Consider the following 25320-nt stretch of genomic DNA (forward strand, 5'->3'; position numbering starts at 1 on the left):
GGTGATCATCAGGGGTGACCAGAGGGGATCACGTGACCAGGAGGAAGGCCGCGGCGATACTCGCCGCTGTGGGGGTGCTCACCGCGGGCTGCGGTGCGGGCAAGGCCGAGGATGAGGCCAGGGGCGGGGGCGGCAAGAGCAAGAGCCCGCTGGCCCCGCAGAAGCTCGCTGCCGATACCGGCAAGCGCTACAAACAAGCTCGAATCCCGCACCTGCCAGGGATGACCTGCGACGAAGGCGATGGGGGCTTCCGCTATGGCGATGGCCTGGACATGGGCGTTTTTGGGGACGACGGGCTCAAGTTGCAGGAGAGCGACTCGGAGGAGAAATCTTTCCAGGCATCCTGCTTCGGTGCCAAGCGCATCGTGCTGACCAAGGGCAGTGTGCCGGCAACTGTTCCCCACCTGATGGGCGAGACCAAGCTGTACAAGAGGATCGCCGACCCCAAGGCCTCTCTGAAAAAATCCTTCCGCTACACCATGGACCTGATTGGCAGCTACGGGCGCTCCATGGTGGGCAAGCCCCGCACCTTCACCACCAAGGAGCTGGTGATCGAGTGCCAGAAGAACGTGGCGGACAACTTCCCGATGACCACCTGTATGTGGGCGAACTACGGAGCCCTCGGTGTCGTCGACTTCTACCCACCTTCCGGCACCCATGTGCCCGTGGCCAAGGCCGCTGAACGCACCCGGAAGTTCGCAGCAAGCACTCTGCGCACGCACGAAGCAGGACACTGACATGGGAGGCGGCCGCGCGGTGCTTGGCGGGGTACCCGGCGGCCAAGGAATCGCGGCGGCACCTCCTCAGCGGTGAGGCCGGAGCATGGCGCGGGCGTGACCGACGGAAGATCCCTGCCTCGTCCTTAGACCAGCCCGCGGGCACTCGTTCACACCGAGTCGCCATCAAGGAGTATGTATGAGCCACCCTGGCCCCTCGATGTCGTACGGAGTCACTCACCCGCCGCACTGCCAACCGGGCCTGTACGCACCACCGCATCCGTCCTACGCCAGTTGGCTGCGGCGGGCCAGCGCGTTTCTCCTCGACATCGCGCTGAACTCCGCGCCGTTGTTCCTGCTGATGATCTTCGAGAATGCCGTGTGGGAGCCCATCGGGGAGAACGGCGAGACGATTGCAAACGCCCTGGCCTGTACCGGACTTCTGGTGACGAGCGCTGTCGTGCTCTACCAACTGATTCGCGAAGGCCGCACTGGGCAGACCGTGGGCAAAGAGCTGCTGGGTATCCGAGCCCTCCGTGACCACGGTGGCCAGATGCTGGGCGTAGGTCTGGCACTCGGTCGCCGGCTGCTCCAGTTCCTGAACTATCCCGTCTTCGGGCTCGGCTGGTGGTGGGCCCTCGGTGACGCCAAGAACCAAACGTTCGCTGACAAGCTCACCAGCGTGGTGGTTGTCCGCGCCAACGCCGCTCCCCTGTAGAGACTGGACTCCTATCCGCGACGTGCCACGCATATACCGCGTGTCAAACGCCTGGTGAGCGAGCGTCCGCTGCCACAGTTTGTTCCCTCCCCAGTACTCCAACTCCAGTTGACGTCCTTCACGGAGGCTTGCCGCTGCCCCAGATGGCGTGACTGCCCTCACACCTGAGTGATGTCACATCGGACGTCGCCACGCTGTCCTCACTACAGAAGCGAGAGAAAGGATCGCGAGGATGAAGGCCGTCATCGTGTGCACCTCTGTGTCGCACGGCAATACGCGTCGTGTCGCCGACCGCATGGCCGAGGCACTGGGCGCGAGGGTCGTCTCCCCTGAACAGGCCGACCCGGCAGAGCTTGCCGACACCGACCTCGTGGGATTCGGCTCGGGCATCTTCTACGGCAGGTTCCACCGCCGACTGACCGACTTCGTCAAGACACTCCCCCGGCAGCGGGGCCGGGCCTTCGTGTTCGCCACCAGCGGGCTGCCAGAGGTGCCGCCGGCGCCCTTCACCCGCCCCCTGGTCCGGCTCCTCGCAAGCAAGGGCTTCGAGGTGGACGGGACCTTCTCGTGCCGGGCGTTCGACACCTGGCTGCCCTTCAAGGTTGTTGGCGGCATCAACAAGCAGCGCCCGAACGCCGGGGACCTGGCCACCGCGCGGGCGTTCGCCGAACGGCTGCGGGACGGGCGGGGGCCGGTGTCCTGACTCGTCCCACACGGGAGCTTCTGCCGCGCCCCCGGCCAGCAGGTTCACGATCCGGAGCCCCGGCGTACCGGGGCCCGCTGCGACAGTGCGCTCGAGGAGTGGTGCCGCGCCCGGGACGGTGGGTGAGGGCAGCCCGCATCCGTCCCGGGCGATATCGGCTTACGGCCTGGCGGCATCGAGCGCGGACAGCTGCGGATACAGAAGGGCCGGGTCCTCGCCGAGCCGGGACTTCCACTGGGCCGTCCGGCCGTCGGCCAGCACTTCGAGGGAACCGGCCTCGAGGCCGTCCAGCGCCGCCTTGGAGATCACATCGGGGTCCGACTTCTCGTCCTCGATGCCGGCCATCATGTCGGTGTCGACGCTTGCCATGGCCAGTGCCGTGACCTGAGTGCCCTGGTCAGCGAGTTCGTACCGGATACCGTTGGTCAGCGCCCAGGCCGCGGCCTTGGACGCCCCATAACTGTTGGAGTGCTCGTACGCCATCCACGCCATGATCGACAACACGTTCAGCACGGCACCGCCGCCGTTGGCGCTCAGGACCGGCGCGAAGGCACGCACCATGCGCAGGGTGCCGAAGTAGTTGGTCTCCATCTCAAGCCGGATGTCCTTCTCCGCACCGTCGGTGAGCCGAGCGAAGGTCGACACCCCGGCGTTGTTGACGAGCAGTGTCGTATCGCCGGCCATGGCTGCGGCTCGGGTCACGGACGCGTCATCGGTGACGTCCAGCGTCAGCGGGACGACGCCGGGTATCTCGGGGACGGTCTCCGGCCTGCGGGCGGCCGCATAGACCTTTTTGACGCCCCGGCGCCGCAACTCGGTGACAAAGCTGTGCCCGATACCCCGGTTAGCGCCTGTGACCAGCGCAATCTCGTTTCGAATGTCCATGCCCGCTACGCTAGAACCTCACGTCAACGTGAGAGTCAAGCGCGGGAAGGAAAACGGGGCGATGAAGATCGGAGAGCTCGCTCAGCGGGCCGGCGTGAGCGTGCGCGCGTTGCGCTACTACGAGGAACAAGGTCTGCTCAGCCCGGAGCGCACACCGTCGGGACAGCGCCGCTACACCGAGGACACCGTGGAAGTGGTACGCCTGTTCCAGCAGTTCTACGCGGCCGGCCTCAGCAGCCGTAGCATCGCGGCATTGCTGCCCTGCGTGAACAGCGGGCGCACCACCGCTACCCAGCGCCGCATGCTGCACGCCGAACGCGACCGCCTCGCGGACAGGGTCGAGGAAATGACCCATACACTGCGCCGACTCGACCAGCTCATCACAGCCGCCGACAACCGCGGCGGGTCGGCCCACAGCCACTCGAGCCACTCGTCGACGACTGCGACCAGCGCGGTCGCCTCGTAGCGGACGGCGGGCTTGTCGTACCGGGCTTGTCGTACCTCGTAGCGACGGCGGGCTTGCCATTCCTCATGGCACTGACCTGCCACGACTCCCAACAGCAGTGCCGTCCGTCCTATCGGCCACACCAGGACGCGACGAAGGCGACGTGACGGCCGCAGGAGCTTCGCCTGGCGCGACGACCGCGACCTGTCGGCCGTCGTCCATCAGCGGCTCGACGACCCGATCGTGCTCGTCCAGGCCGGCGTGGAAACCGACATTGTGCACATGGTGGCCCCTGACGGCGGCCCGTCCGGCACCAGCCCGCCGGGGCGCCCGGTAACGGTGCGCGGTGCAGCGGGGCGCGGCCCGCGTCGGCGCCCCCGGCACGGCGGACGCATGCGTGCTCGGCGACTGAGGCGGCTCAGCGTCCTGTTTGCGCGCCGTGGGGAGACAGGCCGAGCAGCGGCAACCACACCGTGTCCACGATCTCGACGATCGTCTCGTCCGGCACCGCGCGCATGCGCATCAGCATGTCGTGGCGCACCAGGTCGAAGGGCAGGTTCACCATGCGCTCGGACCGCGGCACGTCCGCGAGCTCGCCGCGCTCGACGGCACGGTCGACGAGTCGCGTGAAGGGAGGCGTCCGGTCTGCGGGGAGGACGCGGCTGCGCAGGTCGTTGAAGTCGGTGCCGGTCTCGCGAAAGTAGTCCGCCAGTTGGACGCGCATGAGTATGAGCTGGCGGGCCCGCTCGGCGTTGACGGTGCGCAGCAGGGTGAGGGCGTCCTGGCGCAGACTGCCGGTGTCGGGGATGTCGAGGGGGCGCCAGTGTCTGGCGAGTGCGGCAATGAGGAGATCCTCGCGGTGCGGCCAGCGCCGGTAGAGCACCGGTTTGCTGGTGCCTGCGCGCGTTGCAACGGCCTCGAAGGTGAAGCCGTTGTAGCCCTGCTCGACCAGCACCTCCCAGGCGGCATCGGTGATCGCGTTCTCCAGGGCGGCTCCCCGGCGTCGGGTGGGGGTGCTCTCCGCGCTCTGCTCACTCACCGCTACCCCTTTATACCCGTTTCGCGAGATACCGCCAGATAATTGGATTCGCTTGCGTATCTTATCTCAGGGGCGTAGCTTCGAAGAAGTAAGAAACGACTCAGTATCTTACGCTCGCTCGCCGGTTCAGGCCCGGCCGAGCCGCCCACGCACCGCCGACCCACACCGGGGAAACTCATATGCCCATGATCAATGCCGCGCTGGTGGAGTCCTTCGACGAGCCGCCGCACTTCCGCTCCATCCCTGCGCCCGAGGCCATCCCCGGCCAAGAAGTGGTGGACGTCCTCGCCGTCGGTGTACACCCCGCCACCCGCGGCATCGCCGCCGGCAAGCACTACACCAGCCCCAAGACGCTGCCCGCGCCGGCGGGTGCCGACGGCATCGTCCGCCGGGCGGACGGCAGCCTCGCGTACGTCATGGTCCTGGGCGCCGGCACGCTGGCCCAGCGCATCGCCATCGATCCGGCCGCCGCCATACCGGTCCCGGCCAACGCCGATCCCGCCGTCTTGGCCGCGACCATGAACCCCGCCCTGTCCTCGTGGTGTGCGCTGCGCACCCGTGCGCCCTTCGAGGCCGGCCAGTCGATCCTGGTGCACGGCGCGACCGGCAACGCTGGATCGATGGCCGTCAAGGTGGCCAAGCACCTCGGCGCCGGGCGAGTGATCGCCGCCGGACGCAACCGCACCCGCCTCGACGACCTCACGAGCGAGGGCGCGGACGACATCGTCCAGCTCACCCCCGACCAGGAAGCCACCGCCGCCGCGCTCGCCGAGGCCGCCGCAGAGGTCGACGTGGTCCTCGACTACGTGTGGGGGCCGCCCACCGAGCTCGCCATGAGCGCCATCCTCGGGGCACGTACCCAGCACACCCGCCCCCTCGACTGGGTGCAGACCGGCGGCATGGGCGGAGACGAGATCACCCTGTCCGGGCACATCCTGCGCTCCAACGCGTTCCGCATCCTGGGCAGCGGCTTCGGCCAGGTGGACATGCAGGTCATCCAGCGGGAACTCACCGAGCTCGCCGCCGCGATCGCCGCAGGCGGCATGTCCGTACGCCCGCACCCGTTCCCACTCGACCAGGTCGAGGCGGCCTGGGCCCACCAGGACGCACCCGGCGAACGCACCGTCATCCTCCTGTGACACACACGTCGCCGACTACCCGGCCCGGCCCGCTACCCGGACGCCGGCCGGGTACTCCACGGCACCGACCGCGAAGTCACCGGGAGTCAGCTCCGCCCCCCCTGATCACGCACGTCACGGCGAACCCCCGGCTTCTCGCACACCCACCGGCACAACTGCACCGCCCCACAGCCCATACGCACCGGCCCACCTGGGCGTGACACCAACCCGACGGGTCTGCGTCACGACCAGGAGTACGGATCCACACATCGCCGAACTCGACCACACCATCGCGGAACTCCACGCGAGGGCGTGTACGAAAGCGGCGCGACGTACCGAGCAGATCAGGACCGTGCTGGAGTTCATCCGGTGCGCGCTGGAGGCTGAGGGTGTGGCGCATGCGCGGCCGCCTCGGTGGGAGGTTGGTGATGACTGGTATGTGTCGGCCAGGCCCGCAACGGACGGTCTTCGAACAGCGGAGTTTCTCGCCCTGGCGCGCCGCAGTCCGATCTGAACCGCAGGGTCACAGCCCCTCGTTGACCGCAGCGACGAGGACGGTCGCCTCGTAGCGACCGCGAGCTTGTCGTACCTCATGGCCACGGCCCGGTGCCCCTTGAGGCGATTGCTGCCGCACCCGGCCCCACGCCCGGTACTCGACGAACAGCTCCCACCCCGGCAGGCGCGGCGACCCGCAGGTGCCCAATGCGCAGCCTCCTGCGGACGATGTGCTGCGCCTGCCGGCCGTCGCGGCCCGCATGCCGACCCGCACGGTCCGGGGCCGGCGCGCGCGGCTTCCGGGTCACCAGCGGCGGGAGACCCGCAATCGGACTGTTCCTGCTCGGCTCGCCGTCCCAGCCCTTGGCCGTGCCGACGGCCTGAGCCGGCGGCCCGGTACCCATTCCCCGACCACCGCACAAGGCCGGGGCGCCCCAGCCGACCCGGCGTACCGAACCGGCTGAGGCCTCAACCGACGCCGTGAACGCTCCGTGCCCAGGGCCCGGACACGACGGCGCACGCGTCGGCCTCCGATCACAGCGTTCAGGATCGCAGGCGCGGGACTTCGCCGGTCCGCTCCGAGCCGGAGCGCTCTGAGCAGCACGGGCACCGGACTGCGACCGGAGTCACCCGGCGGTGGCCTGACTTGGTTCGAAGTAGTGCCCCTGGTCGAGATCCTCGAGCAGACCGGCCTCGGCTGGAGCCCAGCCGGTCACCTCCCGGGTGATGGCACTGGAGACGGGACTGTCCGGCGTGAGGAACATCCCGAGAAAGCCGAAGTGCTCGTCGACCCGGTCCATCGGCACCGACCGTGTCGGGAGGCCGAGGTGGCGCCCGATGGCAGCGGCGATCTCGCGGACCGCGATACCCTCCTCGGCCACGGCGTGCAGATATCCCGTCGGTGCGGCCTCGATCGCCAGCCGGAAGAGCCGGGCGGTGTCCCGGACGTGTACCGCGGGCCAGCGCGACGACCCGTCGCCCGGATAGCCCGAGAAGCCGGCCCGGCGGGCGGTCGCGATGAGGTGCGGGACGAAGCCGTTGTCTCCCTTGCCGTGGTTGGTCGGCGCGAGACGCAGGACAGTGGGCCGCAGCCCCCGCTCGGCGAGCGCAAGGGCGGCGTCGTCCGAGGGCTGCCGCGTGGCAACCAGCGCGTCGGGCGAGGGACGATCGTGCTCAGTGGCAGGCACCCCGTGCTGCGACAGTCCCACAGTGCCGGACGCGACAGCGATCGCCCCACCGGAGGGGAGCCCCTCGCCGAGCGCCTGGATGGTCGTGGCGTCGGAGGCGACGGCCTCGGCCATTCCTCCGCTCAAGGACCGCTCAACCGGAAACGCGAGGTGGACTACGGCGTGCGCGTGGGCCGCGGCGTCGCGCAGCACGTCGAGGTCCTCGACGGTGCCGCGGACGCTCGCTGCGCCGGCGGCCTCGACAACGGCTGCCGACGCCTCCGAGCGGGCGAGCCCGGTGACATGGTGACCGGCTGCGAGGAGCTCGGGTACGACGGCCGAGCCGACCCAGCCGGATGCGCCGGTGACAAGAACACGCACGAGAAGAACCTTCCTGTAGTGGTCGTGGCCTCTCACCGCGGTCAGGACGGAGGTCGCAGGTGATGTTCCAGATGACCACCGTTTCCACCCTGCCGTCCCGCCCCGGCTTGTGGCCCCGATGGACGTCCTCACCCACTGGTCCATTCGGGCGAAGGCCTCTCTCGTGAGGCGGGGCGTCCGGGAAGCGCGGCGGTGGGAGACGTTTCGACATGAGCGTCGCGGGGACGTGCGGTGACAACCACGGTGCGCCTGTCATCGGACTCACAGACCGTGGCTGGCCCGCCGTGGCCGTCCGACACTGAAGGAACCCGAGGGCTGGACCGTTCCGTCCGGATCGGCGGCGGAGCCTTTTGACCAGTCTCGCCCCACCTGCATCCCGGAGTAACACAGCGATGACCGACCGTGCTGAACTTGGCCACTTCCTGCGGGCTCGCCGAGAGGCCCTGCGGCCGGCCGACGTCGGACTGGTGCCGGGCGGTCGCCGGCGTACGCCCGGTCTGCGCCGCGAAGAGGTGGCGATGCTCGCGAGCATATCCACCGACTACTACGAGCGGCTCGAGCAGGCCCGCGGCGTCAATCCGTCGGAAACCCTGCTTGCCGCGCTCGCCAGGGCACTGCGCCTGTCGACCGACGAACGCGATCACCTCTACGCGGTCGCCGGGTATCAGCCGCCCCAGGGGCTGTCGCACGACGGCTACGCCGACCCCGGGCTGATGCACATCCTCGACTCCCTCAAGGACACGCCGGCCCAGATCGTCGACGGCCTCGGCACGGTCGTCATCCAGAATCCGATGGCCATCGCTCTGCTCGGCCCGCTGGTCGACCGCCCCGGCCACGAGGACAACGGCGCCTGGCTCTGGTTCATGCGGCCCGCACTTCGCGGCGTCTACGCCGAGGAGGAGCACGAGGCGATCGGCCGCACCATCGTCGCTGACCTGCGTGCCTCCGTCTTCCGCCACGGGCACCACCCGTGCGGGCAGGCCCTCGTCGACGAACTGTGCAACGGGAGCAAGGAGTTCGCCGCGCTGTGGGATCTCGGCGAGGTCGCCCCCGTCCGGTCCACCCGCAAATCCGTCCTGCACTCCCAGGCGGGCCGGCTGGATCTGCAGTGCGACGTCGTCCTCAGTCCGGTCACCAGCAAGCGCCTCTTCCTCTACCGGCCGCAGCCCGGCACCGAAACGGCCGAACGCCTGGAGTTCCTCCGTGTCCTCGGCACCCAGTCCTTCGCGAGCTGAGCGAGCCGGAGCCGGCACAGGCCCGTGACCGCTGCCCTGGTCACCCCATGCCCGTCGGCGATCCACCCGCCCTGCGAACCGCCCGCGCCTCCCCCTGGGCCGGTCCCGTGGCCGAGCCGACCGGTTTCGTGACCGCTCGGCCACGGCGATGGGCCCGACTCCCGGATCCGACACAGAAGGAACAAGCCGATGCGTACGATCACAGCAACGATGTTCGTCACCCTGGACGAGTGGTCCAGGGCCTCGGCCGCCCGGACGAAGACACTCGCGGCGACTTCGCACACGGTGCCTGGGGTCTGCGGTACAGCGACGAGGTGATGGGCCAGGAGCTCGGCAAGAGCATGGCCGAGGCAGGCGACATGCGCCCGCTACCGCCACCGGGCCCCCTCGGTGGCGGCCCTGGCCGCCGAACTCGGAAAGGAAGCGTTCACCTCCCTCACCTGACGGCAGGGCTCGCGCGGCCCGTTACGTTCCCGCCTCGACGCCGTGCGCGTCCGCCCGGCCGGCAAGGCCGTCGAGCGTCCGATCCGGGCCGCCACCTCGGCCGGACAGGGCTGGTGGGACGGGGTACTGTCCGACTGCTGGCTCCTGGTCGAATGGCCCGAGGACGCCGAGGCGCCCACCGGCTACTGGCTGTCCAGCCTGTCGGCCGACACCCCGATCGCCGACCTGATCCGTCTGGCCAAGGTCCACTGGCGCATCGAACACGACTACCGCGAACTCAAGCACGGCCTGGGCCTGGACCACTTCGACGGCCGGTCCTGGCTCGGCCGGCACCACCACGTCACCCTCGTGACCGCCGTCCACGCCTTCCTGGCCGAACAGCGTCTGGCCCCAAGAGCACGCGCAGTTGGTGACTCGACATCCCGAAGCGTGGAGAACGGCCGCGCCCGCTGACGCCGAAGAACCGCAGATCAGCAGGTCGAGTGACAGGCGAGGTCAACGTCGAGCTCGGTCCCGGTGCCCTGCGCGAACGAGTTGGACAGCTTTTCATCCATCTCGGCTTTCCAGTTCGTCAGGTTCGGGGTCGTCGGTGTCGGGGGTGTAGCGCAGCAGGTCGCCTGGCTGGCAGTCGAGGGCATCGCACAGGGCTTCGAGGGTGGTGAAGCGGATGGCTTTGGCGCGGCCGTTCTTGAGCACGGCGAGGTTGGCGGGAGTGATGCCTACACGGGCGGCGAGACGGCCGACGGTGAGTTTGCGTTTGGCCATCATGACGTTGATGTCGATGACGATCGGCATCAGATCACCTCGTCGAGTTCACTGCGCATACGGGCGGCTTCGTCGTCGCGGTCTATGGCCTGGTGCAGCAGGGCGCGCAGCAGGAGCATGACCAGAGCGCCGGTAGCGGAGGCCAGGACGGCCCCGTAGGGGTAGAGGGTGAAGCCGAGAGGGAGGGTGTGGTCGCTGCTGAGACGGACGGCGAGGATGGCCAGAAGGATGGTCATCCCGGCGAGCGCGCGGATAGTGATGGTGAGGTAGGGAAGGGACGCCGGGGTGAGGGCCTTGCCGTTCTGGGCGAGGGTGGTCAGACGCCAGATGCAGACCATGACGGCCTGCAGCAGGATGAGGGCGGGGATGGCGCAGAGGGCGACCTCGACGCCGCGATCTTGTATGACGACGTCGACGAAGCTGTTGTTCGTCACGACAGTTCCGTCACGGGAGACGGCGATGTCGTCTTCGACGGGTTGCGTGTTGGCGATGAACAACATCATCAGTTGGACACCGAGGGTGAGGGCGAACGCTACGAGGAGGGCGGCGCGCAGGGAGCGCGCGAGTAGGTGCGTCACCGGTACTCCTTAATCTATCGACTTACGAGCGAAACCTATCGTAACTCGATAGTCTTGTCTTGGTGGGGGGTGTACTTATGCCTCTCGTCAAGCAAGGTGTGGAGTGCTGGGCTGGTAGAAGGTGCCGTCGCGGAGCATGGCGAACAGCACGCTGATGCGGTTGCAGTGGTGGGCGAGGCAGAGGAGGGCCTGAGACCGTGTCCACGGGGTGAGGCGTTGTTGAGCTGGGCATGGGGCGGGGTACGTGGAGTTGGATCGCTCAAGACGGGCTGTGGGAGATCGCTAAGCCGCTGATCCTCCGTCGAAGGTGCGACCGCAGGGCGGCGGTCGGACGCGAACGGCCCGCCCCTCCTCGACAGCAACTCCGCGGCCGACGTCCACGACAGCGACGCCCTGAAGCCCATGGTCGCCGGCCACCGCACGAGACACGACCCCCGCCGCGGCCGCCACTTCAAGCCTCAGCGCCTGTACGCCGACACGGCGTATGACACACCACCTGCGGCGATGGTTACGCGGCAAGCGCATCGGCGTCCGCATCGCCCGCCAAGGCATCGAGTCCAGCGAACGGTCCGGCCACCGCAGGTGGGTGATCGAGCGGACGATCTCGTGGTTGTCCGGCTACCGCCGACTCAACTCCCGCTACGAACGCCACTCCCCCAACTGCCCGCCTTTCTCGGCCTCGCCGCAGCCCTGTGCTGCCACAAGCGACTCCTCCGCCTCACCACGCAGGACACCGTCTTGCACGGTGCCTGCACCACCGGTGAGCCCCCTTTGGGCCAGGATCACAAACCCGGCTTCCGTCACTCCACGAAACCGGAATCAGCTCGGTCCGCGCATGCGGACGTTTTTGGTTTTCCCACCACCCACATCTCGCACACCACAAACAACACCAGCATTTGACGCACCAGACCCGGCGATACGCGATCTCGGTGACATGAGCAGAATCTGAACGGTGCACCGCCTGGAAGCCAAAATTCCGGAAAGGCGGTGGCCAGAATTCCGGAAGGGCGGTGGCCGGTTTAGTGCGTTGACACCGCAAACCCGGCGTTCCTAGAGTGAGCCCCTCGCCCGACCTGAAAGGGCGCCGAGTGCACGCTTCGACTTGAGCCCTCTCTGTATTGCGCGACTCCCCTGTCCGGAGGTCGATTCGCCGTGAGTTCATTCGAGTTCTATCTGCCACCCGTACCTGAAGTTGTGTGGAATGTTCCAATGGCGGGCGACACCCGGTTCACCTGGGAATACCAGGATGGTCGCGACACGCTGCTCAACCTTTACCAGAAAGGCAAGAGCAAGCAGTGGGACGCGGCTGAGCGTATCGACTGGGACCTTCCCGTCGACCCGGTCGACCCTGCCGGACTGCCCGAGGAGTTCAACCCGATTTTCGGGTCGCGGGTATGGGACCGGATGACGAAGAAGGAACGCGACGAGTTCACCCGGCACCAGGGAGCGTGGCTGTTCAGCCAGTTCCTGCACGGCGAGCAGGGCGCGCTGAACGTATCCGCACGCATCGTGCAGTCCGTGCCCGACCTCGACTCCAAGTTCTACGCCGCCACCCAGACCATGGATGAGGCACGCCACGTCGAGCTGTACGGCAAGTTCGTGCACGAGAAGATCGGAATGTACTACCCGATCAACCAGGACTTGGCGAAGTTGCTCGCCGAGTCGCTCGAGGACTCCCGCTGGGACCTGCCGTACCTCGGGATGCAGGTGCTGATCGAGGGCCTTGCCCTGGCCTCCTTCGGGCTCTTCCGCGACGTGTCCACGACGCCGCTCGTCAAGCAGTTGCTGGCGTATGTCATGCAGGACGAGGCACGACACGTCGCATTCGGCCGGCTCTCGCTCAAGGACTACTACGCGCAGCTCACCGAGAAGGAGGTGGCCGAGCGCGAGGAGTTCGTGGTCGAGGGCTGCTATCTGTTGCGCGACCGGTTCAAGGCCCGCGAGGTCTACGAACAGCTCGGGCTGCCGCTCGGCGAGTGCATGGACTTCGTCGAGAACTCCGAGATGTACCAGCTCTACCAGTCGCTGCTGTTCAGCCGCATCGTGCCCTGCGTGAAGGACATCGGACTGTGGGGCGGGAAGATCCAGGCCGCCTACCGCGACATGGGAATCCTCGACAACGCCAAGACCGATCTCGAGGCACTGATGCGGCAGGACGAGGAAATCGCCGACGAGGTCGACCGTCAGCGGTACGAAAAGGAGATCGCCGCGCGGAAGAGGGAAGTCGACGACGCGATTTCCTTCGGACGGACCTCCGCCGACTGATTCACAGGAATCCGCAGGACGAAGCAGCGCACACACACCGGCCGGACAACACCCGAAAGGTTTCACGGACTTGATAGACGTAGTCATCAAGGAAGAAAAGCAAGAGACCGTTTTCGACCGCCTGCCGGGTGAGGTGCCACCCGTGGCGAGACTGGTCGGCTGGACTCTGCTGCAGCTCGACAAGCAGGCGCAGGTCATTCACCTGTCGTTCGATTCGCCGGCCGAGTTCGTCAATCCCGGTGGCACGGTACATGGCGGGTTCCTCACCGCCATGCTGGATGAATGCATGGGGTCCGCGGTCGTCGGGCTCCACGAGGCCCGGTTCCTGCCGTCCACCGTCTCCATGAACATCGACTTCATCAAACCGGTCATGGTCGGAAAGATCTACGGCCAGGGGATCGTCACCTCGATGGGGCGCACGTCCGCCTTCCTCGAGGCGCGCCTGTGCAGCGCGGAGGGACTCACCCTGGCCCGTGCCACGGGCGTCTACCGCCTGCTGCCCTGGCCGGAGGCCCTGCGCCCCCGCCCGGCCTGACACCGGCCCGGTCCAGGGCCGGTCCCGGGCCGGTCCTGTCCCACCTCCCCGTCTCCCCTTCCCAAGCCCACCGAGAAGGTTCCCCGCCATGAGCAACTTCGAGAAACTCCTCGCCGCGACCCAGACCGAGTTCGACCGTGAAATCGGACAGAACCCGCTGATCGAAGTCGTCGCCGGCGGCCAGATGAAGCAGGAACACTACGTCGCCTACCTCCGCGAGACGTACCACATGGTCCGGCACACCTCGCGGATGCTCTCCCTCGCGGGCGCCCGGCTCGGCGACGACTACCGCAAGCTGCGCGACTGGTTCTTCGAGCAGGTGCGTGAGGAGAACAACCACGACCTGTTTTGCATACGTGACCTGGAGAACCTCGGCGAGGACGCCGAGCAGGTCCTCGCCGTGCCGCCCAAGCGCGGCTCATGGGGTCTGGTCTCGCAGAACTACTACATGGCCACCTACGGCAGCCCGCTGGGAATCCTCGGCGTCGCCAGCCTGACCGAGGGGCTGGGCGCTGACCTCGGCAAGTCGATGGCGGAGATACTCAGGGACACCTACCACCTGGAGAAGAACCAGGTCACGTTCATCAAGAGCCACGCCGGCTTCGACGCCCGACACATCGAGGACGTGAAGGAGGCCGTCAACGACCTACTGCTGAGCGACAACGACCTGGGCGAGGTCATCCATGGCCGCCGCATGACCATCTACTACTACGCCCAGATGTTCCGCGACGTGCTGGAGAGCGCGTAAGCGGCGCTCGGGAAACCGGTCAACCGACGGAGGGAGGAGTCCTTGCAGCCCCAAGTGATCGCAGGACTGGACGAGAGTGAACCGAGCAACCCGGCCACATTCACCGCGGCCCCCATGGACGAAGACGTGCTGCGGGAAGTGCGGAAGTACCAGATCCACGAGATCTCGGACGCCGCAGACCTGGACGACTACCGCGCCTTCCTGCGCGACGCACTCAAGCCGTTCGGCCTGTACAGCGAGGAGTTCCTGCCCGGCACCGGCGCCGTCTGCTACAAGGTCACCTTCGAGGACCGGCTCGTGGCCATCCACCGGCTGACCCCGGCGGAACCCGAATCGGCCCTGCACCGCATCATCCCCGGGGCCCACGACAAACGGATCCTCGAGGTGAACAATGTCGCGATCGAGCAAGCGTTCCGCGGCGACCTCTTGCTCGGCATCATCCTGCGCAACTGCGCGGTCCTCTCGCACAGCAAAGGGTACGACCTCGTCGCTGGTGTCATACGGCACGAAATGCTCCCGCTTTTCGCCGACTTCGGCACCATCCCCGTCCGCCATGAACCCCTCCACCTGCTGGGGGACGCCGGCATCGACGACTACGTCACCTACTTCCGGACGGAGAACCAGGCGCAGGTCGACTACGCCATCGCCCGCGGCTATCACTACTTCCACCGGAAGGTCACGATGCGGGAGATCGACGAGGACGTGAAGCGCGCCCGCCGCCACCCCGTGGGCGGTGAACTTGCGCTCAACGGCTGACGATCCCGAAGAGGGGCGGCAGGGGCAAGCCCCCGCCACAGCGCCGGGTGCCTCCCACCTGCTGGCGCCCCTGCTGCAGATGATGGCGGCCAAGGCGACGTACGCAGCGGCCGAACTGGGCATCGCCGACCGGCTGGCCGAGGGCGTACAGACCACCGATGGCCTCGCCGCCGCCACCGGTACCCACGCACCGTCACTGCGGCGCCTGCTGCACGTCCTGGTGGGTCTGGGACTGGTCGCGCGGCAGGCGCCGGACCGGTTCGAACTCACCGAAGCGGGACGGCCGCTCCGCGACGACGTACCGGACTCGGTCCGCGGCGTCGTGCTGATGGGAGGCGGACCGCAGACGTGGCGAAGCTGGGAGCAGTTGGTGCCCAGCCTGCGCACCGGAACGCCGGCGTGGGACCTGGCGCACGGTATGAGCTGGATCGAGTACTACACGGGCAATCCAGGGCCGGCGGCCGTCTTCCACCGCTCACAGGCCGAGCACACCCGCGATGCCATTCCCGGCATCGTGGCGGCCGCGGACTTTTCGCGATTCCCTACGGTGGTCGACGTCGGCGGAGGTGACGGCACGCTCATCGCCCGCATTCTGCGGGACCACCCCGGCCTCGACGGTGTGCTCTTCGACGCTCCGGGCGCTCTCGCCGGCGCGGAGCGCACCCTGTCCGGCGCCGGCGTGCAGAGGCGCTGCCGGGTGGTGGACGGCGACTTCTTCGAGAAAGTGCCCGCCGACGGTGACGCGTACATCCTGAAGGAGATCCTGCACGACTGGGACGACCAGCGATCGGTCGACATCCTCCGCACCATCCGGTCCGCGATACGGCCGGGGGGCCGCCTGCTCGTCATCGAGCGCAGACTGCCCGACACCGCGGTCGCCGGCCGCGGGGAGACGCACGCGTATCTGCGTGACCTGCTGATGCTGGTCGTGACAGGCGGACGGGAACGTACCGAAAGCGAGTTCGCGGACCTCTTCGCCGAGGCCGGATTCAGGCTTGAGCACGCCACGGAGCCGTTCGCGCCCTTCGGCTACAGCGTGCTGGAAGGCGCCCCGGTCTGAGGTCGTCCAGCCAGCGGCGTGGCTCCCCGTCGTCGTACGAGCCGCCGACGGGGAGCCACACCTGCGGCCCTTCAACCGGTCTGAACCGGAGGGGACTTGATGTGTGCCGTCGCCGTCGCCACCGCGACCGGCTTGCCGTCCGGGCCGAGCAGCTCGCCCGCGAGAAAACACACCCGGGACCCACGCTGCACGATCCGCCCACGCCCGACGAGACGTCCCGGCAACGCCGACCGCAGGTACTGCACATGCAGGTCCAACGTCGGCGCGAACTGCCCGTCCGGCAGCGTCGCGACCAGCGCGGGACCCAGCGTGTCGTCGAGCATGGCGGCCAGGAACCCGCCCTGCACCACACCCGCCGGATTCAGGAACTGCTCCCCCGCGGTGAAGCCCACCTCGATGGTGCCCGCGTCCGTGTCGACGTCGATCAGCTCCCAGCCCAGGGTCACGGCAGCGGGCGGTGGTGGGAGCCGCCCGGCTTGCACGTCCCAGAACACACCCTTCTTCTCTTCCCGTTCAGCCATGTTGCTCACCCTAGACTCGATGCGGCGAGGCTTCCGCCGATCTCGGCCAGGGCGCGTCCTCGCCGACGGCCGAGGGTCGCTGTGATGCCGGCGTTCCGGGCGGCGTCCCGCGATCGGTTGGAGGGGGCGGTCCCCCCTGTCCCTTCCGGTGGACGGCGGACTGCCGGTCTGCAGCCTGGCCATGAACCGTACGACGGCGCAGACGTGCAGCCGTGCAGCCGCCGGCCGTCGCCCGTAGGTGGCTCGTCTCGCCGCTGCGAAGGACCGAACGGCCGGCGGGGCGGATACTGGGTGGATGCGCGTTGCGGTGATGACGGCGGGTTCGCGGGGCGACGTGGCGCCCTATACGGGGCTCGCCCACGGGCTGGCCGAGGCCGGGCACCAGGTCACGGTGGCCACGCACGGGGTGTTCGGCCCCCTGGTGCGGGCGGCGGGTGTCGGCTTCCGGCCGCTGCCCGTCGACCCGCGGGCCGAGCTGGAGTCCGACAAGGGCCGGGCGCTGCACGACAGCGCGACCGGTGCGGGCAAGATGCTGCGGCTGACCCGTATGGCCCGGGCCCTGGTGGGAGACATGGCGCCGCCCCTGGTGGATGTCGCGCGGCAGAGCGATGTGCTGTTGCTGTCCGGCTCACTGGCGGCGCTGGGCCACGCCGTTGGAGAGGGGCTCGGGGTGCCCAGCATGGGCGCGTATCTGCAGCCGCTGCACCCCACGGCATCGTTCGGCCCTCCCGTCCTCGGCGGCCGGTCGTTCGGCCCGGTGGGCAACAGGATGGCGGCCGGGGTGGTCAACGCGGCTGTCGAGCGGATCTTCGCGGACACGGTACGGGCCACGGTCAGGGACCTGCTCGCAGCACCGCCGAGCACGGTACGGCGTACGGGGCACCGGGCGAGGGAGCGGCGGCTGTGGCCGGTGCAGTACGGCTACAGCCCGGTGGTGGTCCCCCGGCCCCGCGACTGGCGACCGGGTCTCGACGTGTGCGGCTACTGGTGGTCGTACGTTCCACCGGACGCCGAACTGCCGCCCCACGTCGAGGAGTTCCTGGCCGCCGGGCCGCCGCCGGTCTTCGTCGGACTGGGCAGCGCGACCGTCCGCGATCCGGAGGCCACCAGTGCGGTGCTGGTGCGTGCGCTGCGGGCCGCGGGAGTGCGCGGGGTGGTGCAGCGCGGCTGGGCCGGACTGCACGCCGACCCCGGAGCCGGGGACGATCTGCTGACGGTGGACGAGCTGCCGCACGCCCTGCTCTTCCCGCGCATGGCGGCCGTGGTGCACCACTGCGGGGCGGGCACCACGGCCGCCGGGCTGCGCGCCGGGGTGCCGGCGGTACCGGTGCCGGTGCAGTTCGACGGCGGTTTCTGGGCCCGTCGCCTGGTCGCGCTCGGCGTCGCCCCGCGTGCGGTGCCGCTGCGGGAGCTGACGGTGGACCGGCTTGCCACCGCGCTGGCAGCAGCCACCCGGTCGCCCTCGTACGGGCACCGCGCACGGCAGGTGGCCCGGTTGCTGGGCGCCGAGAACGGCACCGCGGCGGTCGCCGCCGCCCTCGGCCGCCTCGGTTGACCCGCCGATGCGGCCCGGTGGGGCGCCGGGCCGGAGCCCGGGCCGGAGCCCGGGCCGGAGCCGGGGCCCCGCGCGGACGTCAGCGGGCGACGAGCTCCACCAGGGAACGGTAGTAGCTGAGCTTGCGCACCGTGCCGAGGTCGAATCCGGCGCGGTCGCCGAGCGCGGCGAGCTGGTCGCGGGTGCGCTCCTGCCCGGAGAAGTAGGTGAGCATCCGCAGGTCCATCTCGGAGCGGACCCGCGCCCCCTGCGGGTCGTCGCGCAGCCCCTCGATCAGCAGCACCCGGCTGCCGGGGCGGGCCGCGCGGGCGCAGTGTTCCAGGATGGCCAGCGCGTGCTCGTCGTCCCAGTCGTGCAGTACGACGGAGAGCAGGTAGCCGCCCGCACCGGCAGCCGCCTCCGGCAGCGGGTCGAGGAAGCTGGACTCCAGCACGGCGCACCGCTCGCCCAGCCCCTGCTCGGCGAGGTTGGTGCGGGCCGCGGCAGCCGGTCCTGGCAGCTCCACCAGGGTGGCGCGGAGTTCGGGGTGCGCGGTCAGCAGCGCGCACAGGAGCGTCGCGTCCCCGCCGCCGACATCGACGAGGTGGCCGAGCGAGCCCCAGTCGTAGCCGTCGGCTGCGGCCTTCGTCTCGCCGGGCACGAGCAGCGAGGCGAGCAAGGAGTCGAAGGAGTCGGAGAGTTCTGCGTCGGCGTCCAGGTCGGCCCAGAACGAGCGGCCGTAGGCGGTGTCGTAGCCGGGGCGGCCGGTGCGGATGCTCTCCAGCAGGTGGACCAGCGCGAGGTCACCGCGGCCGAAGGCGCTGCCGGTGTCGAGCCAGTCGCGGGGGCTGCCGGGGTGGTCGGCGCGCAGCTGTGCGCCGAGCTCGGTGAGACCGTAGACGTGCGGCTCGGGCTGGGTGAACACCTGTGCGTTGACCAGGTGGTGGAGCAGCCGCTCCAGCAGGTGTGCGGGGGTGCCGGAGCGCTCGGCGAGCCGGCCGAGGGGGGCGGTGCCCTCCCCGATGTGATCGGCAAGGCGCAGGGTGGCGGCGACGCCTACGGCCATGGGGGTGACCAGGTCGGCGACCTCCCAGATGTCGCTCGTGCCGCGGGGCCGCTTGTTCTGCTGGGTCACCGTCTGGGTCACCGTCTTCCCGGTCGTGGATGGGGTGCGAACGCCCGGCGGATGGCCGGGACGGTCCGCTTGCGTTCCGCCTCTCGGCCGCTCGCCGCCGGGCGCCGTCCGTTCGCCGTACGGCTCGGGCGGTGCCCGGCGGCGGCTGCCGCACGGCTCAGTGGCAGAGCGGCCCCGAGGCCGTCGTGCTGGCGATGACCTGCGGCGGCTCCTCGATCTCCTCGATCTCGAAGGTCTCGGCTTCCAGCGCCTCCAGCTCGTCTACGAGCATGTGCCAACTCCCTTGCTTGATAGGCGTGTTACGCGATGTACGCGGACACCCGCCATTGTGTGGATCAGTTTTCGCCATGGTCAATAGCCGGCCGGCGGCGGTCGCGGTCAATCCGCGGGCAGTTGCTGGACCCGCTCCCTGAGGGCTCGGCGCAGCAGATAGGCGAGATAGTCCTCGCTGCCGACGGTCACCCCGAGCCGGTTGCACCCCATGTGCACGAATCCGGCGAGCAGCGCGGCCCGCGCGGTCTCCGCGTCCACCGGCACTGGCGCCCCCGTCCCCTCCCCCGCGGGGAACACCAGCGCCCCGCGCCGGGCCTCCTCGTCGATACGGGCACGCAGTTCGGCGCCGTGCTCGGCCCACCGGCGCAGGAATCCGGCGAGCCGGTCGGGCCGGCCGCCGAGGACCCCCGCGTGCAGGGCCTCCACCTTGTCGCCCACCGGGCCCGCCATCCGCAGGTAGGCGGCGGCGTAGGTGCTGTAGCGCTCCTTGAACAGCGGCTCCCAGTCGGCCATGCGCCGCTCGAAGAAGGCGACGGTGCGCTCGGTGTCGCCCAGCACCGTGAGGGCGAGCGTGGCCGTCAGCTGTGCGGCCAGCCCCAGCCGTACGCTGCCGACCTGCGTGTTGGCTGAGGCCAGCAGGCTCGCTACCAGGCTGCTGGAGCGGTCGGCGTGCCACTCGGAGAGCGCCACACCTGCCGGGCCGCCGTACCGCTCCAGCTCCGGCTCGTAGCCGAGGTAGGCGAGTGAGTCGTTGGGGCGGCGCGGCATCCGCACGGTGTCCGGGCCGTAGCGGGCGTCCCACTGCGCGTCGGAGAACTCCAGCCGGAACCGCTCCCGGTACTGCTCGTCGCTCAGATCCACCGCTGGGTCGTAGACGGAGGGGCAGCGGCGCAGGAAGTCGCCGACGGCCTCCTCGATCGCGCCGGTCAGCGCCGGGATCGCGGCCGGGGTGGTGGGCCGCACCCGCAGCCGCACATGCGGGCCCTCCAGCCAGTGGCGCAGGAAGAAGCAGCGGTCGGCGAGGCCTTCGGCGCGCAGCCGCTCGAAGAGCGGGCCGACACACTCGCCCAGCAGCGGGTCGCGATCCCCGGCGTAGTAGACGTGCGCCGACAGCCACTCGCCGGGTCCCAGCTCGGTGGGCGGACGGTCGTCGGCGTTCAGGGGTGCGGCGGGTCCGGGCCGGCGCTGCCGCGCCGGGAGCCGCGCCTGGCCGGTGTCGATCGCTTCGCTCACTGGGGGTCCGTCCTTCCGGTGTGCTGTGTGAGGCCGGTGGGAAGTGGCGCCGCGTCCAGCTCCACGCACACCTCCGACACATACGTGGAGCCGCCCGCGCTGAGGGCCGGTTCGGTGGCGTCGGGCAGCAGCTCGGTGAAGACGGCCTCCCCGGCCCCGCGCAGCCGGTGGTCCAGCAGCGAGAGGGACAGCGGACTCCCGGCGTCCACCGGATGCGGCTTGCGGTCGATGTCCGTACGGACCATCACCCGCTCCGGCAGCCCGGCGGCACGCCACCAGCGGCGGCGGGCGAGGAAACCGCGCGCGGTCTCTGCGGGTGGCTGCGGGCCGGGCAGTTCGGGCCCGGCCAACCGCCGGCTGCGGCGGGCCAGGACCAGCGAGCCGTGCCGCACCCGGGGACGGTGGGCCGGCCCGCCCCCCTCCAGGCACCCCCACAGGTCCGCCACGAGCGGCATGGCTGCCGGGGAGAGCGCCAGCAGGGTGCGCTGCACGCGGGGCAGCGCCATGGGGACGAGGCCGCCGAGCCACAGCGGCACCACGCGCCTGCCCAGCCGCCGGGAGACCAGCAGCAGTTCACCGCTCTCCTCGTCGTCGACCAGCCGCAGGTCGTCGATCCCCAGTCGGCGCTCGGCGGGCCCGTGCGGCGCCTCGGCGGGGCCGATCAGCCGGTAGGGGGCCACTGCGGGCCGCAACGCCAGGTTGGAGGTGTCGTAGCCGCCGCTCAGTTCCGCGGCGACGGCGTCGGGCGGCAGCAGCCGGGTGAACCGGGCCCGGATGCCCTCCGTCAGCTCCTGCTCGGCCTCCGGGCCGAAGGACCTGGCGAACCGGGCGAGAGGCTGGCCGAGGCCCGAGTAGGCCCAGTTGAGGACGGCGAGCGGCGGCCCGCCGGGGAGGCGGGGTCCGGCCCACTGGAGGTAGCAGGAGTAGCTGCGCGGCAGGCCCCGGCTGCCGGGAGGCAGCGCGGCGGCGGCCCGGTGCAGCGCCGCCGGGTCCAGGACGATCTCGGAGGCATCGGACGGCTGCGGCCGTTCTTCGGGGCGCCGGGCGTCGAGCGCGCCGCGCAGCGCGCGGGCGAACGCCTCGTGCGCCGCGCTCAGCGCCGCGACCCGCGGATCGTCGTAGGGGTTGGCGCGCGGCAGATACCTGCCGTCCGCGTCCAGCGTGCCCAGGCGGGTGCCGGTGCCCGACAGCCGCGTGCCGCAGTCCCGGTACAACTCGTGCGCGAAACCGGGCACGTCGTCGCAGACCCCGCCGGGCCCGTACCGGGAGCGGAAGTAGGCGTGGGCCAGCAGCCTGTCCAGCAGCAGCAGGTCGAAGGCGGGCAGCAGCCGGGCGAAGTCGCCGAGCGCGGGCAGCGGTCCCCGGGCCCAGGCCCGGCGGGAGGCGGTGGCGGGCGCGGCCAGCACGGCGTCCTCGTAGACGGCTGTCCTGGGCACGACCGGTGCCGCGCGGCCCAGCGCCCGCTGCGCCTCGGCCACCTCGGTGCGGAGCGCGGCGGTACGGCGGGCGCGCTCCTCCAGCGGCGCGAGGGGGAAGCCGTCGGCGTGCTCCCGTATCCGGTCGAGCCGGTCGGCCAGGGAAGGTCCGCCGCCTGCGGGCGGCAGCGGACCGAGCGTACGCAGCCGCCCGGCCAGCTGTGCGACGGGGTCCGGGTGGTGGATGTCGAGGGTGAGAGCGGGCGTGGTGAGCAGGCCCAGCTCCACCAGCTTGGCGAGATAGCCCTCCAGCCGCTCCCGCGGGCGGCCGTCCGGGTCGGAGCGGTGCAGCGCCTCGGCGAGCCGCGGCAGGGTCGTACCGGCGTCCCCGGCCGCGTCGAGCAGCCGCAGCGCCTCGTCGAGAACGGGCCCCGCGGGCACCTGGAACGGCTCCTCCTGCAGCACGCCCGGTGTGGCGAGAGCGAGGCCGGGATCGACGGACCGGTACCTGCGGCGTGTGAAGTGGATGCGCCCTCCTGAGCGGCGCCACCCGCCGACGGCGTGGAACGGGAGGGCCGCCCGGGTGGCCGGGTCGCCGAGCGCCGCGACGGCGATCTCGTGGAGCGCGGTCACATTGGCGCGTGCACGCAGCAGCGGCTGCGGCGGAGCGTCGCCCACGGGGGCGAGCCCCAGGGGCGGACCGGAGTCGTGGAAGCGCCCGCGCGCCAAGGTGGTGAGGGTGCTGAAAGGGCTCGTCTTGAGCGCCGCCCGGTAGACGTACGACATCAGGGCGCGCTCCGCCTTCCGGTTCCGCTTGCCGCTCGGTGGCGCGTCACCGGCCGCCAGATACGCCGGGAGGGCGGCGTCCAGGGAGGGTGAGGCCGCCTGGAGGCCGGCTCGCAGCACCGGGTCACGGGCGAGGCGACGCAACTGGAGGCGGGCGGAGACGAGTTCGGCGGCCTGGATGCGCTCACCGGCCGCCAGATGCTCCTCGTAGCGGCGCCGCAGGGCGAGCCAGTCGGCGGCGGCCGAGGGCGCCACCGCCTCGGCGCCCCGCAGCGTCGCGCGGGAGGGCGTGCGGGCGTTGTGGATGTCGCGGCGGAGAGCGAGCAGGGCGCGGCGCCTCGCGGGCGCGGTGCGGGCGACAGCCTCGGCGAGGGCGTCCTCGGCAGCGGGGGCAAGCACGGCCATGCCGTCCTCCAGCTCCAGCGCCGTGCGCGCCCACGCGGTGGTGGCGGGCGCACGCAGGGGCGTGAGGACCGCGGTGGGGAGCCCGGCGACGCGGAGCAGGAAGTCGGGGGCGAGGGTGAACGGCGCGGTTGCGGGTGCGGGTGCGGTTGCGGGGGTCGGGTGGGAGGGGGTGTCGGTCATGGGCGGCCGGTCCGGTCCGTGCGAGGGCTGGGTCGGGGGTGGGGGTGTGGGTGGTGGCTGGGGCCGCCGCAGGGGCCGTTCGGGACGAGGGGGGCGTCGAAACGCGGGCGGTCGCAGCGCTCGTGACCGGCCATCAGGAGGAGCAGCGGCCAGGTGTCCGGGCCGACGGCCGGAGCGAGAGCCGCGTGGAGGGCCTCGTAGTCGAAGCCGAGCGCCGCACCGCAGCCTGTACCGAGGGACGCGGCAGCGAGGTAGGCGGCCTGCGCGACGGCGCCCGCCTCGGCGTTGAGCAGCCGGTGGCCGCGCGGCCCCGCGGCGGCCACGACGGCGTGCGGGCGGGCCAGTACGAACAGGACGGCGGCGGCCTGTTCGAGGTTGTAGTTGTTGAGCGTGTAGCTCCGCTGGAGGAAGGGGTGCGGGGCCGGTCCGGGCAGCCGAACCAGGGCGTGCGCGGCGGAGTCGTACAGGTGGAGACCCGCCGGTGCTCCGGCCACATGCTGGACGAAGACGGCGAGCCGGGTGAGCGCGGGCGCCGGGCGCGACGACACCCGGCCGCCATCCCCGTCCGCACGCAGATGCCGCCCGGCCGCGGCTGCCTGCAGCAGCGCGGCCAAGTCGGCGGCCGACAGCGGGCGGTGCGCGGAGAACCGGCCGAAGCTGCTGCGCCGGGCGGCGAGTGCTTCGGCGACACCCGCGCCGAGCCGCGAGGGGGCGGGAAGCGGAACGGGAGCGGGCGCGGACGCGTCCGGCTGCCCTCCGGCGGGCGGGTCCGGCTCCTGGCCGGCGGCCTCGGCCAGCGCCTCCGGGCCCGGGGGCGGTCCCGTGTCGTACGCCGCCGCCAGGTGGGCCGCCTCGGCGGCGGGGAACCGCAGGACGGTACGGGACCGTTCGGGCAGGGGCGCGGCCATCCGTGGCGCGGGAGCCCGCGAGGGGGCGGGCCCGTCGCTCCCCGCCTCGGCGGCACCCCGCCAGGGCAGCGGCACCACCGCCAGCACGCTCTCGGTGACGGGATCGAGACCCAGCAGGCGGTCCAGCGCCGGCTCGTCGTACCACAGTCGGGGGCGGAGCCCGATGCCGCAGGCCGCCGCCCAGGTCTGCCAGGTCCGCAGCAGGCAGCCGAGGTCCATGGTCACGCAGTGGTAGCTGAACTCCCCGTACTTGAAGGCGTTCTGCCAGAAGCGGACGGTGACGAGGAGGAACTGGCGGCCCGCGGTCGGCACGCCGCCCAGCGCCTCGCGTACCTGCGGCGAGACATCGCCCGCGGCGAGGCGGCGCAGCGCGTGCGCGGGCTGGTCGTAGTGGTACACGCCGGGCAGCGGGCCCGCGCCCGGACCGCACACCCAGTAGATCTCGCACGGGTACAGGCCACCGCCCGCCGCGCTGCCGCGCGCCCACGCGGCGTGCGCGTACGCCTCCCGGCCGCCCTGGCCCGGGTCCGCGGTGACCTGGAGCCGGCGGGAGAGCCAGCCGTAGGAGTGGTGGAGCATACCCCCGAGCAGCGGCACGGTGAAGCCCGCCCCGGCCGCCCGCGGCTCCGGGGTCCGGGCGAGCAGGGCCTCCCCCAGCGGGGCCGCAGAGGGCGGCACCTCGTCGGGGAGCGGGAAACCGGGTGCCCCGGGATAGATCTTGTGGCTCCGCGGCTGGTCCTGCCAGTCCGGCTCGAACGGCTCGGCTTCCATCGGCACCGAGGCCCGCCGTAGCACCGCGTCCAGATAGCGGGTCACCGGGAGGGTGCGGTCCGCCGCTCCTCCCGGACCCGGTCGTCGGCACTGGGACACCTTCTCCC

The 25320-nt window shown here is 70.7% G+C and carries 22 protein-coding genes and 2 pseudogenes; 14 read left to right on the plus strand and 10 right to left on the minus strand.

The features are described from left to right. The first annotated feature begins 32 nt into the window (after window positions 1-32). The 3 genes from HC362_RS00155 to HC362_RS00165 all read left to right on the plus strand — a co-directional run bounded on the left by HC362_RS00155 (window position 33) and on the right by HC362_RS00165 (window position 2137). Entirely contained in the window at window positions 33-737 is a 705-nt protein-coding gene (locus HC362_RS00155) for a hypothetical protein (protein WP_243081618.1), read from the plus strand. Between the two features lie 178 nt (window positions 738-915). Further along, complete coding sequence (locus HC362_RS00160; RefSeq protein WP_243081619.1) at window positions 916-1434, plus strand: RDD family protein; 519 nt, start codon at window positions 916-918, stop codon at window positions 1432-1434. Window positions 1435-1666: 232 nt separating this feature from the next. Continuing rightward, window positions 1667-2137 carry a flavodoxin family protein gene (locus tag HC362_RS00165; RefSeq protein ID WP_243081620.1) on the plus strand — a complete coding sequence of 157 codons (471 nt, stop codon included), beginning with the start codon at window positions 1667-1669 and terminating at the stop codon, window positions 2135-2137. Between the two features lie 159 nt (window positions 2138-2296). Here HC362_RS00165 and HC362_RS00170 read toward each other — a convergent pair whose 3' ends face one another. Continuing rightward, window positions 2297-3022 (minus strand): SDR family oxidoreductase, encoded by a 726-nt coding sequence (locus HC362_RS00170; RefSeq protein WP_243081621.1) that lies wholly within the window; start codon window positions 3020-3022, stop codon window positions 2297-2299. 61 nt (window positions 3023-3083) lie between these two features. Here HC362_RS00170 and HC362_RS00175 point away from each other — a divergent pair, with 61 nt between their 5' ends. Further along, the gene (locus tag HC362_RS00175; protein ID WP_243081622.1) at window positions 3084-3488 is read left to right on the plus strand and encodes a MerR family transcriptional regulator; all 405 of its coding nucleotides are present in this window, start codon (window positions 3084-3086) and stop codon (window positions 3486-3488) included. A gap of 397 nt (window positions 3489-3885) precedes the next feature. Here HC362_RS00175 and HC362_RS00180 read toward each other — a convergent pair whose 3' ends face one another. Further along, window positions 3886-4506 carry a TetR/AcrR family transcriptional regulator gene (locus HC362_RS00180; protein ID WP_243081623.1) on the minus strand — a complete coding sequence of 207 codons (621 nt, stop codon included), beginning with the start codon at window positions 4504-4506 and terminating at the stop codon, window positions 3886-3888. 179 nt (window positions 4507-4685) lie between these two features. On the opposite strand from HC362_RS00180, the gene HC362_RS00185 reads away from it, so the two are divergent. Continuing rightward, window positions 4686-5645 carry a zinc-binding alcohol dehydrogenase family protein gene (locus HC362_RS00185; protein WP_243081624.1) on the plus strand — a complete coding sequence of 320 codons (960 nt, stop codon included), beginning with the start codon at window positions 4686-4688 and terminating at the stop codon, window positions 5643-5645. Between the two features lie 1100 nt (window positions 5646-6745). Here the strand turns inward: HC362_RS00185 and HC362_RS00190 are convergent. After that, on the minus strand, window positions 6746-7666 hold the full coding sequence (locus HC362_RS00190) for an NAD-dependent epimerase/dehydratase family protein (RefSeq protein ID WP_243081625.1): 921 nt from the start codon (window positions 7664-7666) through the stop codon (window positions 6746-6748). A 392-nt stretch (window positions 7667-8058) separates the two neighbouring features. On the opposite strand from HC362_RS00190, the gene HC362_RS00195 reads away from it, so the two are divergent. Further along, on the plus strand, window positions 8059-8901 hold the full coding sequence (locus tag HC362_RS00195; RefSeq protein ID WP_243081626.1) for a helix-turn-helix transcriptional regulator: 843 nt from the start codon (window positions 8059-8061) through the stop codon (window positions 8899-8901). Between the two features lie 366 nt (window positions 8902-9267). Beyond that, window positions 9268-9798, plus strand: a pseudogene (locus tag HC362_RS00200) (transposase); the annotation flags it as partial. Window positions 9799-9891: 93 nt separating this feature from the next. Here HC362_RS00200 and HC362_RS00205 read toward each other — a convergent pair. Together HC362_RS00205 and HC362_RS00210 are read right to left on the minus strand one after the other, a co-directional pair. Continuing rightward, entirely contained in the window at window positions 9892-10140 is a 249-nt protein-coding gene (locus HC362_RS00205; RefSeq protein ID WP_243081627.1) for a helix-turn-helix transcriptional regulator, read from the minus strand. Further along, complete coding sequence (locus tag HC362_RS00210; protein ID WP_243081628.1) at window positions 10140-10688, minus strand: DUF2975 domain-containing protein; 549 nt, start codon at window positions 10686-10688, stop codon at window positions 10140-10142. The genes HC362_RS00205 and HC362_RS00210 overlap by 1 nt, the downstream gene beginning before the upstream one ends. A gap of 230 nt (window positions 10689-10918) precedes the next feature. On the opposite strand from HC362_RS00210, the pseudogene HC362_RS00215 reads away from it, so the two are divergent. The 6 genes and pseudogenes from HC362_RS00215 to HC362_RS00240 all read left to right on the plus strand — a co-directional run. Continuing rightward, window positions 10919-11414, plus strand: a pseudogene (locus tag HC362_RS00215) (transposase); the annotation flags it as partial. A 426-nt stretch (window positions 11415-11840) separates the two neighbouring features. Continuing rightward, entirely contained in the window at window positions 11841-12953 is a 1113-nt protein-coding gene (locus HC362_RS00220) for a ferritin-like domain-containing protein (protein WP_243081629.1), read from the plus strand. Between the two features lie 70 nt (window positions 12954-13023). Next, window positions 13024-13488, plus strand: a complete 465-nt coding sequence (locus HC362_RS00225) for a PaaI family thioesterase (RefSeq protein WP_243081630.1) — start codon at window positions 13024-13026, stop codon at window positions 13486-13488. Between the two features lie 88 nt (window positions 13489-13576). Next, on the plus strand, window positions 13577-14236 hold the full coding sequence (locus HC362_RS00230; protein ID WP_243081631.1) for an iron-containing redox enzyme family protein: 660 nt from the start codon (window positions 13577-13579) through the stop codon (window positions 14234-14236). Window positions 14237-14278: 42 nt separating this feature from the next. After that, entirely contained in the window at window positions 14279-14992 is a 714-nt protein-coding gene (locus HC362_RS00235) for a hypothetical protein (protein ID WP_243081632.1), read from the plus strand. Then, window positions 14970-16052 (plus strand): methyltransferase, encoded by a 1083-nt coding sequence (locus HC362_RS00240; RefSeq protein ID WP_243081633.1) that lies wholly within the window; start codon window positions 14970-14972, stop codon window positions 16050-16052. Before HC362_RS00235 ends, HC362_RS00240 begins: the two co-directional genes overlap by 23 nt. Window positions 16053-16123: 71 nt before the next feature. Here HC362_RS00240 and HC362_RS00245 read toward each other — a convergent pair whose 3' ends face one another. Further along, the gene (locus tag HC362_RS00245) at window positions 16124-16573 is read right to left on the minus strand and encodes a PaaI family thioesterase (RefSeq protein ID WP_243081634.1); all 450 of its coding nucleotides are present in this window, start codon (window positions 16571-16573) and stop codon (window positions 16124-16126) included. Between the two features lie 295 nt (window positions 16574-16868). Between HC362_RS00245 and HC362_RS00250 the strand changes: the two genes are divergently transcribed. Next, entirely contained in the window at window positions 16869-18128 is a 1260-nt protein-coding gene (locus tag HC362_RS00250) for a glycosyltransferase (protein ID WP_243081635.1), read from the plus strand. A gap of 79 nt (window positions 18129-18207) precedes the next feature. Here the strand turns inward: HC362_RS00250 and HC362_RS00255 are convergent, their stop codons facing one another. From HC362_RS00255 to HC362_RS00270, 4 genes are all read right to left on the minus strand, one after another. Then, a complete protein-coding gene (locus tag HC362_RS00255) occupies window positions 18208-19254 on the minus strand; it encodes a methyltransferase (protein WP_243081636.1) in 1047 nt (348 codons plus the stop codon). A gap of 366 nt (window positions 19255-19620) precedes the next feature. Further along, window positions 19621-20748, minus strand: a complete 1128-nt coding sequence (locus HC362_RS00260) for a lantibiotic dehydratase C-terminal domain-containing protein (RefSeq protein ID WP_243081637.1) — start codon at window positions 20746-20748, stop codon at window positions 19621-19623. Beyond that, window positions 20745-23534 (minus strand): lantibiotic dehydratase, encoded by a 2790-nt coding sequence (locus HC362_RS00265; protein ID WP_243081638.1) that lies wholly within the window; start codon window positions 23532-23534, stop codon window positions 20745-20747. Before HC362_RS00265 ends, HC362_RS00260 begins: the two co-directional genes overlap by 4 nt. Then, window positions 23531-25312: a SagB/ThcOx family dehydrogenase gene (locus HC362_RS00270; RefSeq protein WP_243081639.1), complete on the minus strand. Its 1782-nt coding sequence runs from the start codon at window positions 25310-25312 to the stop codon at window positions 23531-23533. The genes HC362_RS00265 and HC362_RS00270 overlap by 4 nt, the downstream gene beginning before the upstream one ends. Window positions 25313-25320: the final 8 nt, after the last annotated feature.

The sequence above is a fragment of the Streptomyces sp. 891-h genome, assembly GCF_022760275.1.
GTDB classification, from domain to species: domain Bacteria; phylum Actinomycetota; class Actinomycetes; order Streptomycetales; family Streptomycetaceae; genus Streptomyces; species Streptomyces spirodelae.